This is a genomic window from Enterococcus sp. 4G2_DIV0659, assembly GCF_002140715.2.
Classification (GTDB): domain Bacteria; phylum Bacillota; class Bacilli; order Lactobacillales; family Enterococcaceae; genus Enterococcus_L; species Enterococcus_L mansonii.
This window is the reverse complement of sequence record NZ_NGLE02000001.1, coordinates 144,335-162,961: the sequence shown is the minus strand read 5'-3', so window position 1 is coordinate 162,961 and position 18,627 is coordinate 144,335. Positions and strand designations below refer to the sequence as shown.

The 18,627-nt window shown below is 36.9% G+C and carries 16 protein-coding genes and 1 pseudogene; 14 read left to right on the top strand and 3 right to left on the bottom strand.

The window, feature by feature from the left end; genetic code table 11:
- The 8 genes and pseudogenes from A5880_RS00745 (at position 1) to A5880_RS00710 (ending at position 9,177) form a co-directional block, all read left to right on the top strand.
- Positions 1–1,080, top strand: a complete 1,080-nt coding sequence (locus A5880_RS00745; RefSeq protein ID WP_086330174.1) for a carbamoyl phosphate synthase small subunit — start codon at positions 1–3, stop codon at positions 1,078–1,080.
- Positions 1,080–4,262 carry a carbamoyl-phosphate synthase large subunit gene (carB, locus tag A5880_RS00740; RefSeq protein WP_086330173.1) on the top strand — a complete coding sequence of 1,061 codons (3,183 nt, stop codon included), beginning with the start codon at positions 1,080–1,082 and terminating at the stop codon, positions 4,260–4,262. Before A5880_RS00745 ends, carB begins: the two co-directional genes overlap by 1 nt.
- 70 nt (positions 4,263–4,332) lie before the next feature.
- On the top strand, positions 4,333–5,115 hold the full coding sequence (locus A5880_RS00735) for a dihydroorotate dehydrogenase electron transfer subunit (RefSeq protein ID WP_086330172.1): 783 nt from the start codon (positions 4,333–4,335) through the stop codon (positions 5,113–5,115).
- On the top strand, positions 5,112–6,041 hold the full coding sequence (locus A5880_RS00730; RefSeq protein WP_086330171.1) for a dihydroorotate dehydrogenase: 930 nt from the start codon (positions 5,112–5,114) through the stop codon (positions 6,039–6,041). The genes A5880_RS00735 and A5880_RS00730 overlap by 4 nt, the downstream gene beginning before the upstream one ends.
- Positions 6,038–6,757: an orotidine-5'-phosphate decarboxylase gene (gene pyrF, locus A5880_RS00725; RefSeq protein ID WP_086330170.1), complete on the top strand. Its 720-nt coding sequence runs from the start codon at positions 6,038–6,040 to the stop codon at positions 6,755–6,757. Before A5880_RS00730 ends, pyrF begins: the two co-directional genes overlap by 4 nt.
- Positions 6,754–7,388, top strand: a pseudogene (pyrE, locus tag A5880_RS00720) (orotate phosphoribosyltransferase). The gene pyrF and the pseudogene pyrE overlap by 4 nt, the downstream one beginning before the upstream one ends.
- Before the next feature lie 182 nt (positions 7,389–7,570).
- Positions 7,571–8,272 (top strand): carbonic anhydrase, encoded by a 702-nt coding sequence (locus A5880_RS00715; RefSeq protein ID WP_086330168.1) that lies wholly within the window; start codon positions 7,571–7,573, stop codon positions 8,270–8,272.
- Between the two features lie 14 nt (positions 8,273–8,286).
- Positions 8,287–9,177, top strand: a complete 891-nt coding sequence (locus tag A5880_RS00710; protein ID WP_086330167.1) for a LysR family transcriptional regulator — start codon at positions 8,287–8,289, stop codon at positions 9,175–9,177.
- A 133-nt stretch (positions 9,178–9,310) separates the two neighbouring features.
- Here the strand turns inward: A5880_RS00710 and hisC are convergent, their stop codons facing one another.
- Entirely contained in the window at positions 9,311–10,375 is a 1,065-nt protein-coding gene (gene hisC / locus A5880_RS00705) for a histidinol-phosphate transaminase (protein WP_086330166.1), read from the bottom strand.
- 251 nt (positions 10,376–10,626) lie between these two features.
- Here hisC and A5880_RS00700 point away from each other — a divergent pair, with 251 nt between their 5' ends.
- Together A5880_RS00700 and A5880_RS00695 are read left to right on the top strand one after the other, a co-directional pair.
- Positions 10,627–11,799 (top strand): pyridoxal phosphate-dependent aminotransferase, encoded by a 1,173-nt coding sequence (locus tag A5880_RS00700; protein WP_086330165.1) that lies wholly within the window; start codon positions 10,627–10,629, stop codon positions 11,797–11,799.
- 268 nt (positions 11,800–12,067) lie between these two features.
- The gene (locus A5880_RS00695) at positions 12,068–12,970 is read left to right on the top strand and encodes a phosphate ABC transporter substrate-binding protein PstS family protein (protein WP_086330164.1); all 903 of its coding nucleotides are present in this window, start codon (positions 12,068–12,070) and stop codon (positions 12,968–12,970) included.
- An 87-nt stretch (positions 12,971–13,057) separates the two neighbouring features.
- Here A5880_RS00695 and A5880_RS00690 read toward each other — a convergent pair whose 3' ends face one another.
- Entirely contained in the window at positions 13,058–14,818 is a 1,761-nt protein-coding gene (locus A5880_RS00690) for a sensor histidine kinase (RefSeq protein WP_086330163.1), read from the bottom strand.
- Positions 14,815–15,531 carry a response regulator transcription factor gene (locus A5880_RS00685; RefSeq protein WP_086330162.1) on the bottom strand — a complete coding sequence of 239 codons (717 nt, stop codon included), beginning with the start codon at positions 15,529–15,531 and terminating at the stop codon, positions 14,815–14,817. Before A5880_RS00685 ends, A5880_RS00690 begins: the two co-directional genes overlap by 4 nt.
- 147 nt (positions 15,532–15,678) lie before the next feature.
- Here A5880_RS00685 and A5880_RS00680 point away from each other — a divergent pair, with 147 nt between their 5' ends.
- Genes A5880_RS00680 through ffh form a run of 4 tightly spaced genes read left to right on the top strand, consistent with a single transcriptional unit; the run spans position 15,679 to position 18,607 of the window.
- Positions 15,679–16,164 (top strand): 2-thiouracil desulfurase family protein, encoded by a 486-nt coding sequence (locus A5880_RS00680; RefSeq protein ID WP_086330161.1) that lies wholly within the window; start codon positions 15,679–15,681, stop codon positions 16,162–16,164.
- On the top strand, positions 16,151–16,795 hold the full coding sequence (locus A5880_RS00675) for an NUDIX hydrolase (RefSeq protein ID WP_086330160.1): 645 nt from the start codon (positions 16,151–16,153) through the stop codon (positions 16,793–16,795). The genes A5880_RS00680 and A5880_RS00675 overlap by 14 nt, the downstream gene beginning before the upstream one ends.
- A 50-nt stretch (positions 16,796–16,845) precedes the next feature.
- Entirely contained in the window at positions 16,846–17,184 is a 339-nt protein-coding gene (locus A5880_RS00670) for a putative DNA-binding protein (RefSeq protein WP_086330159.1), read from the top strand.
- Between the two features lie 4 nt (positions 17,185–17,188).
- Positions 17,189–18,607 carry a signal recognition particle protein gene (ffh, locus tag A5880_RS00665; protein ID WP_086330158.1) on the top strand — a complete coding sequence of 473 codons (1,419 nt, stop codon included), beginning with the start codon at positions 17,189–17,191 and terminating at the stop codon, positions 18,605–18,607.
- The last annotated feature ends 20 nt before the right edge of the window (positions 18,608–18,627 follow it).

The window sequence follows — 18,627 nt, the reverse complement described above, 5'->3', positions numbered from 1 at the left end:
TTGAAGCGATTATTGATACTAGAAGACGGAACCGTTTTTGAAGGAAAAGCATTTGGTGCAGCAGTGGATGTGGTTGGTGAAGTTGTTTTTACAACAAGCATGACTGGTTATCAAGAAACGATCACAGACCAAAGTTTTAATGGTCAAATCATTACATTTACTTATCCGATGGTTGGCAATTATGGTGTCAATCGCGATGATTATGAATCTATTTCTCCTACCTGTAAAGGTGTAATTGTTAAAGAACATGCTCGTCTAGCCTCAAATTGGCGAGCGCAAATGACATTAGATGAATTTTTAAAAAGAAAAGGGATTCCTGGGATATCTGGAATCGATACTCGTGCTTTGACGAGAAAGCTGCGCTCTGTAGGGACGATGAAAGCTGGTTTTATTGATGAAGGCGACGATCTGGCGCATGCATTTGATCAATTAAAGGCGACTGTTTTGCCCAAAAATCAAGTGGCTCAAGTGTCAACAACTAAGCCTTATCCAAGTCCTGGAATTGGTCGTAACGTAGTGGTCGTTGATTTTGGTTTAAAACATAGTATCTTACGTGAATTAACCAAACGCAACTGCAATCTGACCGTTTTACCTTACAACACAGATGCTGAAACGATTTTAGAGCTTTCCCCTGATGGAGTTATGCTGACAAATGGGCCTGGAGATCCTAAAGATGTACCAGAAGCAATTGACATGATTCAAAAGATTCAAGGAAAGGTTCCGATTTTTGGCATATGTTTAGGTCATCAACTGTTTGCTCTGGCAAATGACGCAGATACGTATAAGATGAGATTTGGTCACCGTGGACTAAATCATCCTGTTCGTGAAATTGCCACTGGACGAATTGATTTTACATCGCAGAATCATGGGTTTGCGGTTGATGAAACAACAGTTGATCCGGAAAAATTGATTGTGACTCATGTGGAAGTAAACGATGGTTCAGTTGAGGGTGTTAGACACCGTAAATATCCAGCTTTTACGGTTCAATACCACCCGGATGCAGCTCCAGGTCCTCATGATGGCCTTCACTTGTTTGATGAATTTATGGAATTAATGGATGCATGGAAGGAGCAAGACTAATGCCAAAAAGAACAGATATCAAGAAAATTATGGTTATCGGTTCAGGACCAATTATTATCGGTCAAGCCGCAGAATTTGACTACGCAGGTACGCAAGCATGTCTTGCTTTAAAGGAAGAAGGATATGAAGTCGTTCTAGTCAATTCAAATCCTGCTACAATTATGACAGATAAAGAAATTGCTGATCAAGTCTATATTGAACCTATTACATTAGAATTTGTTTCCCGTATTTTAAGAAAAGAATGTCCAGATGCGATACTGCCGACGCTAGGTGGTCAAACTGGGTTGAATATGGCTATGGAATTAGCCAGTTCAGGTATTCTAGATGAACTAAAAATTGAATTATTAGGAACAAAGTTAAGTGCGATTGATCAAGCGGAAGACAGAGATTTATTCAAACAATTAATGGAAGAGTTGGATCAGCCAATACCAGAAAGTGAGATCGTAAATACTGTAGAACAAGCAGTTGAGTTTGCCAATACCATTGGTTATCCAATCATCGTTCGTCCAGCGTTTACTTTAGGCGGAACAGGTGGAGGCATGTGTGACAATGAAGAAGAGCTTCGGATCGTCGCTGAAAATGGCTTGAAATTATCGCCCGTAACTCAATGCTTGATTGAAAAAAGTATTGCCGGTTTTAAAGAAATTGAATATGAAGTGATGCGAGATTCAGCAGATAATGCGATTGTTGTCTGCAATATGGAAAATTTTGATCCTGTAGGCATCCATACTGGGGACTCGATTGTTTTTGCTCCAAGTCAAACATTATCTGACCATGAATACCAACTGTTACGTGATGCGTCACTTAAAATTATTAGAGCATTAAAAATAGAAGGCGGCTGTAACGTTCAGTTAGCGCTTGACCCACATAGTTTCAATTATTATGTGATTGAAGTAAATCCTCGTGTTTCCCGATCATCCGCATTAGCAAGTAAAGCAACAGGCTATCCTATCGCCAAATTAGCCGCAAAAATTGCTGTAGGGTTAACGTTGGATGAAATGAAAAACCCTGTAACAGAAACTACGTATGCCGAGTTTGAACCAGCCTTAGATTATGTAGTAGCGAAAATTCCACGTTGGCCATTTGATAAATTTGAAAAAGGCGAACGCCGTTTAGGTACACAAATGAAGGCAACTGGAGAAGTAATGGCAATCGGTCGAAACATTGAAGAATCGTTATTAAAAGCGATCCGTTCACTTGAAATTGGTGCTTATCATAATGAATTAAAAGAATTACAAGCGGTGAGTGATGAGTTATTAACAGAAAAAATGGTGAAAGCTCAAGATGATCGTCTCTTTTATCTCTCTGAAGCAATTCGCCGAGGCTACCCAATTGAAGAGTTGGCGCAGTTAACTAAAATCGATTTGTTTTTCCTAGATAAATTACTTCATATTGTTGAACTTGAAAACGAATTAAAAGAAAATATCAAAGATGATGGATTGCTAAAAGAGGCGAAACAAAATGGTTTTACCGATCGGAAAATCGCTGAACTATGGCAGTTAAATGAACAAGAAGTCAAAAAATATCGGCAAGAACAAAAGATTATTCCAGTATATAAAATGGTTGATACCTGTGCTGCTGAGTTTGAGTCGCAAACACCATACTTTTATAGTACGTATGAATTTGAAAACGAAAGTGTTCGTTCTGAAAAACCATCTGTTCTTGTTCTTGGTTCGGGGCCGATTAGAATCGGTCAAGGTGTCGAATTTGACTATGCGACTGTTCATTCAGTAAAAGCAATTCAAGAAGCAGGCTTTGAAGCAATTATTATGAATAGCAATCCTGAAACAGTTTCAACAGACTTTTCGATTTCAGATAAACTGTATTTTGAGCCGCTGACGTTAGAAGATGTAATGAATGTGATTGAACTGGAACAACCAACAGGCGTTATTGTTCAGTTTGGTGGTCAGACGGCAATTAACTTAGCTGAACCGTTGGCAAAAGCAGGAGTTAAAATCTTAGGGACGTCTATTGAAGATTTGGATCGCGCGGAAAATCGAAATCTATTTGAACAGGCATTACAAGAGTTGGCTATTCCACAGCCACTTGGCGATACAGCAACCAGTGCTGAAGAAGCTGTAGCTGTGGCAAATAAAATCGGTTATCCCGTATTAGTACGACCAAGCTATGTACTTGGCGGACGTGCAATGGAAATTGTAGAAAATCAAAAAGACTTAGAAGACTATATGTATAATGCCGTAAAGGCTTCTCCAGAACATCCTGTTTTAGTGGACAGATATTTGTTGGGAAAAGAATGTGAAGTAGATGCGATTTGCGATGGGGAGACTGTTTTGATTCCTGGTATCATGGAGCATATTGAGCGAGCAGGTGTTCATTCAGGCGATTCAATGGCTGTTTACCCACCACAGACATTATCACAAGAGATACAAAATACGATTGCTGATTATACAAAAAAATTAGCATTAGGGCTAAATTGTATCGGTATGATGAATATCCAGTTTGTCATCCATGAAGAAAAAGTTTACGTCATCGAAGTGAATCCACGAGCAAGCCGAACCGTTCCGTTTTTAAGTAAAATAACAGGTATTCCAATGGCACAAGTAGCAACGAAAGCGATTCTTGGGCAAAAACTAAAGGAACTTGATTATCAAGATGGTTTGTACCCTGAAAGCCGGCAAGTCCATATCAAAGCACCAGTCTTTTCCTTTACTAAATTGCAAAAAGTTGACACCTATTTAGGCCCAGAAATGAAATCAACAGGTGAAGTGATGGGGTCTGACTATAGTTTGGAAAAAGCGCTGTATAAGGCATTTGAAGCATCAGGTTTACACTTGCCGAGTTTTGGTTCCGTGCTATTTACCATAGCAGATGAAACAAAAGCAGAAGCTTTAGAATTAGCAAAACGTTTCAAGGAAATTGGTTATAGCTTGATTGCTACAAAAGGAACAGCACAATATTTGGAAAAGAATGGTTTATTAGTTAAAACGGTGGACAAAATCCATCAGGGAGGTAAAGAAACAGTTCTGGACTTGATCCGTTCAGGGGAAGCCCAGTTAGTTGTCAACACGATGGATAAAAATCGCTCAGATCTAAATCAAGATGGTTTCTTGATTCGACGTGAGGCTGTTGAACATGGTGTGCCTTTATTTACATCACTAGATACGGCAGAAGCAATCTTAACCGTTTTGGAATCAAGAGCATTTTCAACGGAAGCTATCTAAATTTAACCGAGAGGGGATATATCTTGTTGCTTCCCCTCTTTGCTACAATATGTTGTAAAGGAGTAGGAAGATGAAGCAAGAAATAATGACGATCGTTTCTCAACAAAAATTGGCTCCTAGAATCTTTAAAATGACTTTAACAGGTCAGTTAGTTAACGAGATGGAAAAGCCAGGTCAATTTATTCATATAAAAGTACCGAGAGAAGACATGCTGTTAAGAAGACCAATTAGTTTGAATCAAATTGATAGACAAGCTCAGACTTGTACCATCATCTACCGAACGGAGGGAGATGGGACAGCGGTTTTTTCTAAATTATCTGCTGGTGATACCTTAGATGTAATGGGTCCTTTAGGGAATGGCTTTGATGTGAATTGTTTATCTGTGGGACAAAAAGCTTATATTATTGGTGGTGGGATCGGTATTCCGCCGATGTATGAGCTATCAAAACAATTGAAGGAAAAAGGGATAGAAGTTGTTCACTTTCTTGGCTATGCCTCAAAAGAAGTTGCCTATTTCCAAGAGGAATTTTTAGCATTAGGCGATACCCGATTTGCCACAGATGACGGTTCATTTGGCGTAAAAGGCAATGTTGGAAATTTGTTGTTGGATGCACTAAAAGAAGAGCAACCTGATGCAGTGTATGCTTGTGGCGCAAATGGGATGTTAAAAATGGTTGCACAAGTTTTTTCTGAAAATCCTAATGTTTTTCTTTCCATGGAACAGCGGATGGCTTGCGGCATGGGGGCTTGTTATGCATGTGTATGTCATGTGCCCAATGATGAAACAGGCACAAAAAGTGTCAAAGTATGTGATGAAGGTCCGATATTTAGAGCAAGTGAGGTAATTCTATGATGACGAATCCTTTAGCAGTGTCGATCCCTGGATTAACACTAAAAAATCCAATCATTCCAGCTAGTGGGTGTTTTGGATTTGGAGAGGAGTACGCTAAGTACTATGATCTAAGTAAGTTAGGGTCGATTATGGTCAAAGCAACAACGCCTCAAGCACGCTTTGGTAATGAAACACCAAGAGTGGCAGAAACACCGAGCGGGATGCTCAATGCCATCGGACTTCAAAACCCTGGCTTAGATGTGGTTATGAATAAAAAACTCCCTGCCTTAGAAGCCTACGATTTGCCAATTATTGCTAACGTCGCTGGTGCTTGTGAAGAGGACTACGTGGAGGTTTGTCGTAGAATCGGCGATGCGAAAAATGTCACAGCCATCGAATTGAATATCTCATGTCCTAATGTAAAACATGGAGGCATAGCTTTTGGAACGGATCCAGATGTGGCTTTTCAATTGACACAGGCTGTCAAAAAAGTGTCTAACGTGCCGATTTATGTAAAATTATCGCCAAATGTAACAGATATCGTGCCGATTGCACAAGCGATTGAGGCTGGAGGAGCAGATGGTTTTTCAATGATTAATACATTATTAGGCATGCGTATTGACTTAAAAACACGTCGCCCTATTTTAGCCAATCAAACAGGAGGCTTATCTGGTCCTGCAATCAAACCAGTAGCTATTCGTTTGATACATCAGGTTGCCCAAATATCTAAATTACCGATTATTGGAATGGGCGGTGTCCAAACAGTAGATGATGTGTTGGAAATGTTTATGGCTGGTGCAAGTGCAGTTGGTGTTGGAACTGCCAACTTTACTGATCCATATATTTGTCCTAAACTGATTGATGCTTTACCTCAAAGAATGGCAGAGCTTGGTATCGAATCACTAGAACAATTAATCAAAGAAGTCAGAGAGGGAAGAAATCAATGAGTCTACGACCAATTATCGCATTAGATTTTTCTTCACGAGAAGAAGTAGAAAGTTTTTTAGTGAAGTTTCCAAGTGAAGAATCATTATTTGTCAAAGTAGGAATGGAATTGTTTTATCAAGAAGGACCTGAAATTGTTCGATGGTTAAAAGAGTTAGGTCATTCTATTTTTCTTGATTTAAAACTACATGATATTCCAAATACCGTGGAAAAAGCGATGACAGGTATAGCAAAACTTGGGGTAGAGATAACAAATGTTCATGCAGCAGGCGGGATTCAAATGATGGAAGCTGCGAAGGCAGGATTAGAAAAAGGAACGAATCCAGGAGAAAATCCCCCTGTATTGATTGCTGTGACACAACTTACATCGACAAGTGAAACACAAATGCATCATGATCAATTGATTAATGTTTCTTTAAAAGAAAGTGTACGCCACTATGCAAAATGTGCAGAACAGGCTGGATTAGCAGGAGTTGTCTGCTCAGCGTTAGAAGTAGAAGAGATTCGCAACACAACAAATGAGCACTTTGTCTGTTTAACACCAGGGATTCGACCAAGCGGAAGCGATGTTGGCGATCAAAAACGAGTAGTAACGCCAAATGATGCAAGAACAATTGGCTCAACCTATATTGTTGTCGGACGACCAATTACTCAAGCAAGTGATCCTTATCAAGCGTACACAACAGTCAAAAAAGAATGGAGTGGGGAAAATAAATGACAGAATTAGCCAATAACATTGCCAAAGATTTACTCGAAATTGAAGCTGTATTTTTAAGTCCAAATGATCCTTTTACATGGGCTAGTGGAATTAAAAGCCCAATCTATTGTGATAATCGTATCACTATGAGTTATCCAAAAGTACGTAAAGAAATTGCTAAAGGGTTAGCTGAAAAAATTAAAGAAGCTTATCCAGATGTAGAAGTCATTGCTGGAACTGCAACAGCAGGCATTCCGCATGCGGCTTGGGTTGCCGATTTACTGGACTTACCTATGGTTTATATTCGTAGTAAAGCGAAAGAACATGGAAAAGGCAATCAAATCGAAGGACGCATTGCCAAAGGACAAAAAATGGTTGTCATCGAAGACTTGATTTCAACAGGTGGAAGTGTGTTAGAAGCAAGTGATGCGGCAAAACGTGAAGGTGCAGATGTTTTAGGTGTAGCGGCTATTTTCACCTATGAATTACCAAAAGGAAAAGAAGCTTTTGAAGCGAATAAAATGGATTTAATCACTTTAACAAACTATTCGACATTGATTGATGCTGCTTTAGAATCAAATTACATTGAAGAAACCGATGTTGATTTATTAAAAACTGGAAAAAAGATCCTGAGAATTGGACTAGTAATTAAATAGGAGAAAAGACATGATTTTTTTTATGAGTCATGTCTTTTCTTAATATATCAATTTTATCTAATATGTTATACTTTGATTATCGAAGGTTGTTGAAAAGTCAATTTTAAAAATTGACTGATAATCATAATTAGTATACAGTTATTCAAATGATAAAATCAGTTTGAAAAGGTGGGGTTTGATGAAAAATATTAGAAATATGGATGTAGAATGGGGCTATACGGGAGATCGTGGTCCTGAACATTGGCATACGTTATGTGATTGGTTTTCACTAGGAGCAAAATATCCGTATCAATCACCGATCAATCTATCAAAAGACTTAGTGAATGGCGTATCAGAAGATCGAGCCATTACTTTTTGTTATAAAAATGAAGAATTTACTGAAAAAGAATTTAAGAATACCTTTCATTTTGTTCCGCCAAATACAGAAAGTTATATTGTTTTTGAAGATGAAAAATATTATTTAACCGATATCCATTTCCATACACCAAGTGAGCATACGTTTGACGGAGAACATTGTCCACTTGAATTTCATCTTGTTCATATGAATAATTCTGGTGATAACTTAGTTGTGGGCTGTCTTTTTACGATTGGTACAGAAGAAAACAAGTTTTCAAAAGAGCAAGCAGCGTTTGTTTGGAATTCACAAACCCATCAGCAATGGTTTGATCCGTCAATTTTTTTACCAGAACAAAAGTCTCATTTTCATTATTTAGGTTCACTAACAACACCACCAACAAAAGGACCTGTTCATTGGTTTGTGTTTGATTCTGTTCAGAACATGGATCAGGATTTTTTTCAACGAATCCATGAAGGAATGTTGCCATTCAATAATCGTCCAGTTCAACCACTTAATGGACGCAAAGTCTATTTTTCTGAGTAAACTGGAGGACGCGTATGAATATTCAACAGATGAAATATGTTGTAGCCGTTGCGAATAATGGCAGTTTTCGTGAAGCAGCAAAGAAACTGTTTATCACACAACCAAGTTTGTCCAATGGTATTCGTGAGCTCGAAGAAGAAATCGGAGTTACTTTATTTATTCGAACCAATAAAGGTGCTTCTTTGACCGAAGAGGGATTGACTTTTTTAGAACATGCGGAAAAAATTTTGACTCAAATGGAAATTATTGAAAATCGTTACCAAGAAATCACAACCAGTGAGCGTTTTTCTATCTCCTCTCAACATTATGATTTTTTAGGTGAAGTGATGGGGAAAGTGATCCAGCAATTTAAGGAACAATATAAAAATTTCCGTGTATTTGAAACAACAACATTAAAAGTAATTGAAGATGTGAAAAGCTATCACAGTGAACTTGGAATCATTTATTTAAATAGTCAAAATCAATCTGGGATAGAGCGTTATTTAGAACAAGCAAATTTGACCTATGATGTTGTTGGTAGTTTTAACACCCATATTTTCCTTGGAAAAGAACATCCGCTTGCGAAGCAAAAAGAAATTCAGTTGGAACAGCTTTGTTGTTATCCCCAAGTTCGTTTTACACAAGAAGGAAGTAATTTTGCTTATTTTTCTGAGGATTTAATTGAAAATCAGGAGCAAGAAACGGTGATTTACACCAATGATCGTGGGACATTGATGAATTTATTAGTTGAAACCGACGCCTATGCATCTGGTTCGGGTGTTGTGACAGGGTTTACCAAGAAAGAGATTCGTTTAGTACCATTAGCTGAAAGCACAAAGAACAAAATTTGCGTGCTTTATCAAAAGAATAAACCAATCAGTAAAATTGGCAAATTTTTTATCAACGAATTAAAACAATTATTTTAACACTTTAAATTTAGAGTGGTAAGGTCAAAAGCATGTTTCCCAAGAGGTGGCTTTTGACCTTACCGTTTTTTTGATTTCAAGATACGACATCCCAATACATGGTTCCTTTGCTCTAAATATGAATACTATCTTTTTATGCTTTCGTTCTATTACTTTCCACGTAATGAGCTAATTTCTGATACACCTCATTCATTTCTTCTTGTGACCCAATTGAGATTCTTAAATAATTTCTCAGTCGTTCAATTTTGGGGAAATATCGTACGAAAATATCTTGCTTTTCCAAATAGTGATACAAGTCTTCCATACTCAATTTAGAATGGGTTGTTAAAATAAAATTTGTTTTAGAAGTAAAAGACTGAAAGCCTAAATGAGCAATACTTTGTGAAAACCAGTCTCTTGTTTTACAAATCTTTTCTATCGTTTCAGTATAATACTTTTCATCTTCAATTGCTGCAGTTGCTAAGGTTTCAGCTAAGGAATCAACTGAATAAGGATTAAAGGAGGACTTGATACTTTCAGCGATACGAATATATTTTGGCTGACCTATGGCATAGCCAACTCGTAAACCAGCCAACGAACGAGATTTAGAAAGTGTTCGAATAATGACCAGATTTGGGTATGACTCCAAAAGGGACAGAGCGGATTCGCCGCCAAAATCAATATAGGCTTCATCAATAATCACCATTACATCAGGATTTTGACGAATTAATTCTTCGATTTCACTGAGAGGTTTGATTAAACTAGTTGGAGCATTCGGGTTTGCGATGACGATGCCGCCGTTTGGCTGGATGTAGTCATCAATGTTTATTTGATATGCATTATTAAGAGGTATTTCCTGAAAGGGAATATGAAATAAATCCGCCCAGACTTTGTAAAAACCATACGTAATATCTGGAAATAAAATAGGTTCTGAACTATTGAAAAACGCCATAAAACAAAATGCAAGCACTTCATCTGAGCCATTTCCAATTAGAAAATATTCTGGAGTGACACCATGTTTAAAAGCCAGAGATTTTTTTAAAGAAAGGTTATCAGTAGAACTGTATCGTTTTAATTGTTCAGAATTGAAACTTTTTAATATAGCTTCTATTTTTGGTGAAGGCGGGTAAGGATTCTCATTTGTATTTAATTTTATCATGGTTGGATAATTCGGTTGTTCTCCTGGAATATAGGGGATGATAGTTCTTATTCCTTTCATCAGTGTACCTCCTAGAGGGGATTTTTGTACTATTTTACAAATCATTTTCTTTTAACTATAAAGAAGTGAATCTTATTTCGCAAGTTTTATCTGTGTATTTGAAGAGAAAATAAATAGTTTTTAAATACAAATTTCATTTTTTCGCGGATTATGATATCATAAATCCATTAAGTAAAAGAAGTTAAGTCAGAAGAGGCACCCGTTTAACAGTTAGGTGTTATCGGACGATTAGAGCAAAAGGAGTGGCTTACATGGATTTGACGAAACGATTTAATAAACAAGTAGACAAAATTGCAGTATCGATGATTCGCCAGTTTGACGAACAAGTGACAGATATTGAAGGAATCATCAAACTAACTTTAGGAGAGCCGGATTTTAATACGCCAGAGCATGTAAAAACAGCCGCACATGATGCCATTAATGCAAATTTTTCTCATTATTCTGGCATGTCAGGTTTAACAGATCTTCGTGAAGCAGCAACATTTTTCATGAAGGAAAAATATGGTGTAAGCTACAAACCAACATCGGAAGTTTTGGTCACTGTTGGAGCTACTGAAGCAATTTCAGCTAGTTTATTATCTATTTTGGAACCAGGAGATAAAGTGTTGATGCCAGCACCTATTTATCCTGGATATGAACCAGTAATTACGTTAGCACAAGCTGAGCCGGTTTATATTGATACTCGAGCTAATCAGTTCGTTTTAACGCCTGATATGATTGAAGCAGCTATGTTTGAACATGGAGAAAAAGTGAAGGCGATTATTTTAAACTATCCAAGTAATCCCACTGGAGTGACCTATAATCGTGAAGAAGTCAAAGCGATTGCAGAGGTATTAAAGAAATACTCGATTTTTGTAATAAGTGATGAAATATATAGTGAACTGACTTACGATGAGCAACATGTATCAATCGCTGAGTTTATCCCTGAGCAAACAATTTTGATTAATGGGTTATCCAAATCTCATGCAATGACAGGATGGCGTATTGGGTTTATTTTTGGACCACAGCCTTTGATTGCTGAGATTATTAAAGTACACCAATACTTAGTGACAGCGGCGTCCACGATTTCACAAAAAGCCGCTGTCAGAGCATTGGTGGAAGGGATAAATGATGCAGCAATAATGAAAGAAGAATATCGTAAACGTCGAGACTTTGTTTATGAACAAATGACAAGTTTCGGCTTTGAAGTTGCTCGTCCCAACGGAGCTTTTTATATTTTTGCTAAAATTCCAAGTGATTACGAAACAGATTCAATGAAATTCTGCGTGGACTTAGCTCAAAAACAAGCAGTGGCAATTATCCCAGGTATTGCGTTTGGCAAGGAAGCACAAGGCTATGTTCGAATCAGTTATGCTGCAGATTTTGAGATTCTCAAAGAAGCAATGAAAAGAATAGGCAATTACATGGACACAAAAAACGTCTAGAGCTAAAGTGCCAGTCGTTCATTTAGGATATTAAAGGATAGGAAAAACAGAAACAAGTTCAAAAAATGAAATAAACCGTAGAAAAGCCTAGAGGAACATTTCTCTAGGTTTTCTGTTTGCTTGAAAAGAACCTATCAAAGCAATCAAAGATGATTTTCCATGTACAAAAAATTTACATTCCTTTACTTGTAATTTACAAAAATCTGCCAAAAAATTAATACGTCCTTGGTAAACTATGTTTGTAACTAATTGAAAAGGACGTGTAAGAATGAAGAAACGTTTAGTATCAGCAATTGTTTTAAGTGTAGGGCTTTTAATCGCAGGCTGCGGCAATCAAGGAACAGCAACGAAAGAGAGCAGTAATACTGCTAAAGAAAGTACAAGTAATCAACCGGTTAAAATTGTGGCGGTAGGTTCAACTGCATTACAGCCGTTAGTGGATGCAGCAAAAGATCAATTTATTGCAGAAAATCCAAACTATACAATATCTGTCCAAGGCGGGGGGAGCGGAACTGGGTTATCTCAAGTCGCCGATGGAGCTGTGACAATTGGTAACTCGGATGTCTTTGCTGAAGAAAAGTCTGGAGTCGATGCATCAAAATTAGTGGATCACCGTGTCGCAGTAGTTGGTATGGGACCTGTTGTTAATAAAGAAGTCGGTGTTAAGAATCTTACGAAACAAGAATTAATTGATATTTTTACTGGAAAAACAAAAAATTGGAAAGACCTAGGTGGAAAAGATCAAGAAATTGCCGTGATCAATCGACCAAGTGGAAGTGGTACACGAGCAACGTTTGAAAAATGGGGATTGGATGGGGCACAAGCTGTTCAATCTCAAGAACAGGACTCATCAGGAACCGTTCGTCAAATCGTTTCACAAACGCCTGGTGCAATCAGCTACCTTGCCTTTTCATACATGGATGATTCAACGATTGCTCTAAGCGTAGATGATGTAAAACCAACAGAAGAAAATGTGGCTGATAATTCATGGAAAATCTGGTCTTATGAACATATGTATACTAAAGGACAACCAGATAAAAGCGTAAGTGCATTTCTTGACTTTATGCTAAGTGACGATGTTCAAAAAGGTGTGGTAAAAGAATTAGGCTACTTACCGATTACAGAGATGAAAGTCGATAGAGATGTCTCTGGAACGATTACCAATAAATAACCTCTTCCCCTAAAACAACTAAAGCAACAATCACAGAAAAGTAAAGAACAATTTCTGTGACTGTTGCCTTAGTTGTTTTTCACTGATTTACTCAGAATTAGGTAAATGAACTGTAAAGGTCGAACCTAACCCTAAATGACTATCAATAGATACTGAACCACCTAAAAGTTCTGTATAGTTATGCACGATGGATAAGCCTAGCCCAGTGCCACCTGAATGACGACTCCGTGCTTTATCTACCCGATAAAAGCGTTCAAAAATTCTTTCTTGATCTTTTAAACTAATGCCAATACCACTATCTTTAACGGTAAAAAAGAATTCATCGCTAAAACCAAAATCAATACTGATTTTTCCCTTTGTTTGAGAATATTGAATGGCATTTTCAATCAAATTTTTTATGATAGGATAAAATAGTTCATACTTTGTTGTATAGCTAGTTGTCTTGTCGCCCTGAATGGTAATCGTTAAATTTTTTTCTTTGATTGCTTTACGATAAGACCGTAAAATTTCTTCAACGAATGAATAGACAACAATATTCTGATCCTCATATGAGATGCTTCGACCATCACGAGAAAGTTGCAGAATTTCTTGGATTAATTGTTGCAGGCGTAAAGCATCTTTTTGCATGATTTCGAGAAATTGTACTAATGTTTCAGGATCGTCTTTTGCACCATCTAATAAAGTTTCGGTAAAGCCTAATAAAGAGGTGACTGGTGTTTTTAATTCATGAGAAACATTGCTCACAAAATCTTTTTGCATTTTTTCTAGTTGCCTAACACGGGTTAAATCATAAGCGATTCCCAATACTTGATAATCATTGCCATCTTCTTCGATAAAGCGTAAGGACATATCAAGGATCATTTCATTGGGAGTATGAGTTAATTTTATTTCTTGGTGAACTGTACTTTTTTCAGTTACAACTTGATGGATTAAGTGAATCAATGCAGGTTCTTTAATGACATCAAAATAATTTTTACCTGTATCTTTTTCTGAAATCAGTAAAATATCGAACATTTTCGGATTGATCAACTGTAATTTTCCATCGATATCAATGATAAAGACACCGATCATCAACTCATCCAATAAAGCGTGAAATTGTTCGTCTGTTGAAGTATAAGCTAAATATGTTTCACTCATTTGTTGACTTAGAAGATTGACTGTGTGATAAAGCTCATTCCATTCGGGAGAATCTTGGATAATTGAACGAGTCTCATCTGGATATTTAACAATTTTTTTCAAAACAGGCAACACGGTGACTAAGGGTTCATTTTTTTGATGGAGTAATAAGAAAACAAAAACAGTTATCACCAAAAATAAAATGCCTAAAGTCATTATAAGGTAACGACGGAAAGATTGAATGCTTTTAGAAAACTGACTTGTTTCTTCTGCAATACGAATAATGCCGACTAATTCACCATTTTGTTGGATAGGCATGGCTAGATAAAGTAATTGTTTGTTTAGTGTGACGCTATTTCTTAAGGCTGATCCAAACGTAGCACCAGAAAGGACGGCTTTGATTTCTGGTCGATTTGTTCTTGATTCGCGCAGCGTTGGATCGCTACTATCATAGAAAATATCTCCTTTTGGATTCATCATGGTCAATCGTTCATTCTCGTCAGAGGTATAATGATCTACAAGTTGCTTTTCTTTAGAAGAGAATGCTTGTTTTCGAAAAGAATCAGGAGATAATTGCTCTATCAGCAACGCCCCTTTTTTTTGCAAATATTCTTCTTGTTGAGTGAATAATTCTTTCTTAAAAAAATAATCTGTCAAAAAAATACTTCCCACAAATAAAGCAAACATCATGAGTCCAACAAAAAGATATTCGATTCGTTGTCTTTTTTTCATTTTTTAGGCTCCTGGAAACGATAACCGAATCCTCTGACCGTTACTAAATAAGCTGGGCGTTTAGGATCAATTTCAATCTTATCTCTTAAATGACTAACGTGGACATCAACAATCCGGCTTTGACCAGCAAAATCATAATTCCAAATCCGATCTAATAATGTATCTCGATCAATGACTCGATCTTTCCGCTTGATAAAATAAACCAACAGCTCAAATTCTTTCGGTGTAAGATCAATTTTTTTGCCTCGAACACTTACTTCATAATTTTGTTCGTCAACAATAATATCTCCCAAAACCAAAGGCATTCGCTGAGGTTCTTCAACTTCTTCTTTTTGACTAGCTGAACTAGGTTTTAAGCGTCTGAAAATAGCTTTCATTCGAGCTAAAACTTCTCTAGGGCTAAATGGTTTAGTTAAATAATCATCAGCACCGATTTCAAGACCAATAATTTTATCTACTTGATCATCTTTGGCCGTTAATATCAAAATAGGAGTATCAATTTTCTCTCTTCGTAATGACTTAGTGATTTCTAGGCCGTCCATATTCGGCAACATAACATCTAAAATGATAAAGTCAAATTCATTGGATAACGCTAATTCGTAACCAACAGCTCCATCAACGGCAGTCATTACTTCGTACCCGTCTTTTTCTAAATTAAAGGTTAATAACGTTACGATTGACGGTTCATCATCGACAACTAGCACTTTTTTCATCTATTTTTGGCTCCCTTAAATGCGAAATAATTACAAAGACATTTTATCACAGATTAGTATGGATCAAAAACTTTATGGAATCTTTCAAAAACTACTTTCATACTCAAAGAAATGGTATAATAATTACAATTGAAATGAGGGAAGCAAATGATTGGTATTAGTGCATGTCTTGGTGGAATTTGCTGTCGTTATGATGGGCAGTCAAAAGAAATTAGTGCGTTAAAAGAATTAGTGACTCAAGGACGAGCGATTCTCATTTGTCCAGAGGTCTTAGGTGGATTGCCTACTCCCAGAGAACCTGCTGAAATCAGAGGCGGGGATGGTTTTGATGTGTGGAAAAATCAGGCGATCATCATTACAAATACGGGGGAAAACGTTACAGAAATTTATAAAGAGGGCGCAAAATTCGCGTATCAAAAACTAATTGAAAAGCAAATCACAACAATTATTTTAAAAGAAAACAGTCCTTCGTGCGGTCGACATAGTATTTATGATGGCAATTTTTCTGGTGATCGTCGAAATGGCGTAGGTGTCGCAACTGCATATTTTATTTTAAAGGGTCTTTCTGTCGTTTCGGAAAATGATTGGCAAGAATCGGTTGAATGCGAGGAGAAAAAAAATGGCGGAGAATGAAGTATTAAAGATTTTTGATAAGGATTATCAGTACATTGGAGAGGCTACACGAGAAGAAGCACACTTGAAAGGGCTATGGCATGAAACGTTTCATTGTTGGTTTTACACGATTGAAGACAATGAACTAACGATTTATATTCAAAAACGCTCATCAAATAAAAAAGATTTTCCAAATCAGTTAGATATCACGGCTGCAGGACATTTGTTAGCCGAAGAAACAGTTTTAGATGGATTTAGAGAGGTAAAAGAAGAGCTAGGAATTGAGGTTGCTATAAATCAGGCATTGTTTTTAGGGGTTTTTCCAGTACAAATTAGTCTTGGTTCATTTATGGATAATGAATTTACAAATGTTTATTTAGTAAACCAAAAAATTATGCTTGGCGAATTTCACTTACAAGAAGAAGAGGTAGAAAGTTTATTTCCAATCCCACTAACAACCTTAAAAATGCTTTTAAACGATTCAAGTGCTGAAGCTGTTTTAACAGGGTATCAACAAGAAAACAATCAACAAAAAATTGTTGAGGAACGTTTCTCTAAAAATGATTTTTGTGCTAATGCTGCCTCTTATTATGATCAGTTGATTGAATCATTTGAAAAAATACTGGAAAATCACATCAGAACTATTGACTAATCCCTTTGAAATCGGTAACCTAAAAGGGATTGAAGTTAGGAGCAACAATTATGGAAATTGAAAAAACCAATCGAATGAATGCGTTATTTGAATTTTACTCAACTTTATTGACTGAAAAGCAAATGAATTACATGGAAATGTATTATGCAGATGATTTTTCACTAGGAGAAATCGCTGAAGAATACGAGGTTAGTCGACAAGCAGTTTACGATAATATCAAACGGACTGAAAAAATTTTAGAAGAATATGAAAAAAAACTTCATCTTTTTTCTGACTATATCGTTCGTGGAGAATTATTAGACACGCTAAAAAAATATGTGAACGAAACCTATCCGAAAGATACAATGATTGCCAATTATATAGAACAAATACAAGAAATAGAGGAATGAGATTATGGCTTTTGAAAGTTTAACAGACCGCCTACAACAGGCGATGAGTAAATTACGTCGTAAAGGGAAAGTATCTGAAGCTGACGTAAAAGAAATGATGAGAGAGATCCGCTTAGCCTTATTAGAAGCCGATGTAAATTTACAGGTAGTTAAAGATTTTACCAAACGTGTACGTGAGCGCGCTGTTGGAGTTGAAGTTCTTGAAAGTTTATCACCAGCACAACAAATCGTTAAAATTGTTGATGAAGAATTAACAGCAACCCTCGGATCAGAAACAGTTGGATTGAATAAATCAGAACGAATACCAACAGTCATTATGATGGTTGGTTTACAAGGTGCGGGTAAAACAACCTTTGGCGGGAAATTAGCTAAACATTTAATCAAAAATGAAAATGCACGTCCCTTGATGATTGCAGCCGATGTCTATCGTCCAGCGGCGATTGATCAATTAAAAGTTTTAGGACAACAATTAGATGTCCCTGTTTTTGATATGGGAACAGACACAAATCCTGTTGAAATTGTACGTCAAGGGATGGCACTAGCGAAAGAAAAGAAAAATGACTATGTCTTGATCGATACAGCTGGTCGTCTTCATGTAGATGAAGCATTGATGGATGAGTTAAAACAAATTAAAGATATTGCACAACCTGAAGAAATTTTGCTTGTCGTTGATGCGATGACTGGACAAGATGCAGTGAATGTCGCAGACAGCTTTAATCAGCAATTAGGTATTACTGGTGTTGTGATTACCAAATTAGATGGCGATACTCGTGGGGGAGCAGCGTTGTCAATTCGTGCTGTAACAGGTGCGCCAATCAAATTTATCGGTTCAGGTGAAAAACTTACTGACCTAGAAATTTTCCATCCAGATCGTATGTCTAGCCGTATTTTAGGTATGGGAGATATGTTGACTCTAATTGAAAAAGCGCAACAAGATTATGACGAGAAAAAAGCTGAAGAATTAGCAACAAAAATGAAAGAAAATAGCTTTGACTTTAATGACTTTATTGAGCAATTAGACCAAGTAATGGGGATGGGTCCCATTGAGGATCTATTAAAGATGATTCCTGGTATGAGCAATATGCCTGGGTTAGAAAATGTCAAAGTCGATCCAAAAGACGTTGAACGAAAACGTGCGATGATTCTATCAATGACTCCTGCAGAAAGAGAAAATCCAGATTTGTTAAACCCAAGTCGCCGAAGAAGAATTGCTGCTGGTTCTGGGAATAATGTGGTTGAAGTTAATCGCATGATCAAACAATTCAAAGAATCGAAAAAAATGATGCAGCAAATGTCAAAAGGTAATATGGATATCCCAGGTATGGATCAAATGCTTGGTGGCGGAATCAAAGGTAAACTTGGAAAAATGGCAATGAACCGTATGGTGAAAAAAAGTAAGAAGAAGAAAAAGAAGAAAAAATAAGAAAAAAGAAAGCTTGGTCA

What these genes read in the sequence shown, in the direction of transcription:
- carB (WP_086330173.1), top strand. Translation starts at nt 1,080, where the DNA reads ATGCCAAAAAGAACAGATATCAAGAAAATTATGGTTATCGGTTCAGGA.
- A5880_RS00735 (WP_086330172.1), top strand. Translation starts at nt 4,333, where the DNA reads ATGAAGCAAGAAATAATGACGATCGTTTCTCAACAAAAATTGGCTCCT.
- A5880_RS00730 (WP_086330171.1), top strand. Translation starts at nt 5,112, where the DNA reads ATGATGACGAATCCTTTAGCAGTGTCGATCCCTGGATTAACACTAAAA.
- pyrF (WP_086330170.1), top strand. Translation starts at nt 6,038, where the DNA reads ATGAGTCTACGACCAATTATCGCATTAGATTTTTCTTCACGAGAAGAA.
- A5880_RS00715 (WP_086330168.1), top strand. Translation starts at nt 7,571, where the DNA reads ATGAAAAATATTAGAAATATGGATGTAGAATGGGGCTATACGGGAGAT.
- A5880_RS00710 (WP_086330167.1), top strand. Translation starts at nt 8,287, where the DNA reads ATGAATATTCAACAGATGAAATATGTTGTAGCCGTTGCGAATAATGGC.
- hisC (WP_086330166.1), bottom strand. Translation starts at nt 10,375, where the DNA reads ATGAAAGGAATAAGAACTATCATCCCCTATATTCCAGGAGAACAACCG.
- A5880_RS00700 (WP_086330165.1), top strand. Translation starts at nt 10,627, where the DNA reads ATGGATTTGACGAAACGATTTAATAAACAAGTAGACAAAATTGCAGTA.
- A5880_RS00695 (WP_086330164.1), top strand. Translation starts at nt 12,068, where the DNA reads ATGAAGAAACGTTTAGTATCAGCAATTGTTTTAAGTGTAGGGCTTTTA.
- A5880_RS00690 (WP_086330163.1), bottom strand. Translation starts at nt 14,818, where the DNA reads ATGAAAAAAAGACAACGAATCGAATATCTTTTTGTTGGACTCATGATG.
- A5880_RS00685 (WP_086330162.1), bottom strand. Translation starts at nt 15,531, where the DNA reads ATGAAAAAAGTGCTAGTTGTCGATGATGAACCGTCAATCGTAACGTTA.
- A5880_RS00680 (WP_086330161.1), top strand. Translation starts at nt 15,679, where the DNA reads ATGATTGGTATTAGTGCATGTCTTGGTGGAATTTGCTGTCGTTATGAT.
- A5880_RS00675 (WP_086330160.1), top strand. Translation starts at nt 16,151, where the DNA reads ATGGCGGAGAATGAAGTATTAAAGATTTTTGATAAGGATTATCAGTAC.
- A5880_RS00670 (WP_086330159.1), top strand. Translation starts at nt 16,846, where the DNA reads ATGGAAATTGAAAAAACCAATCGAATGAATGCGTTATTTGAATTTTAC.
- ffh (WP_086330158.1), top strand. Translation starts at nt 17,189, where the DNA reads ATGGCTTTTGAAAGTTTAACAGACCGCCTACAACAGGCGATGAGTAAA.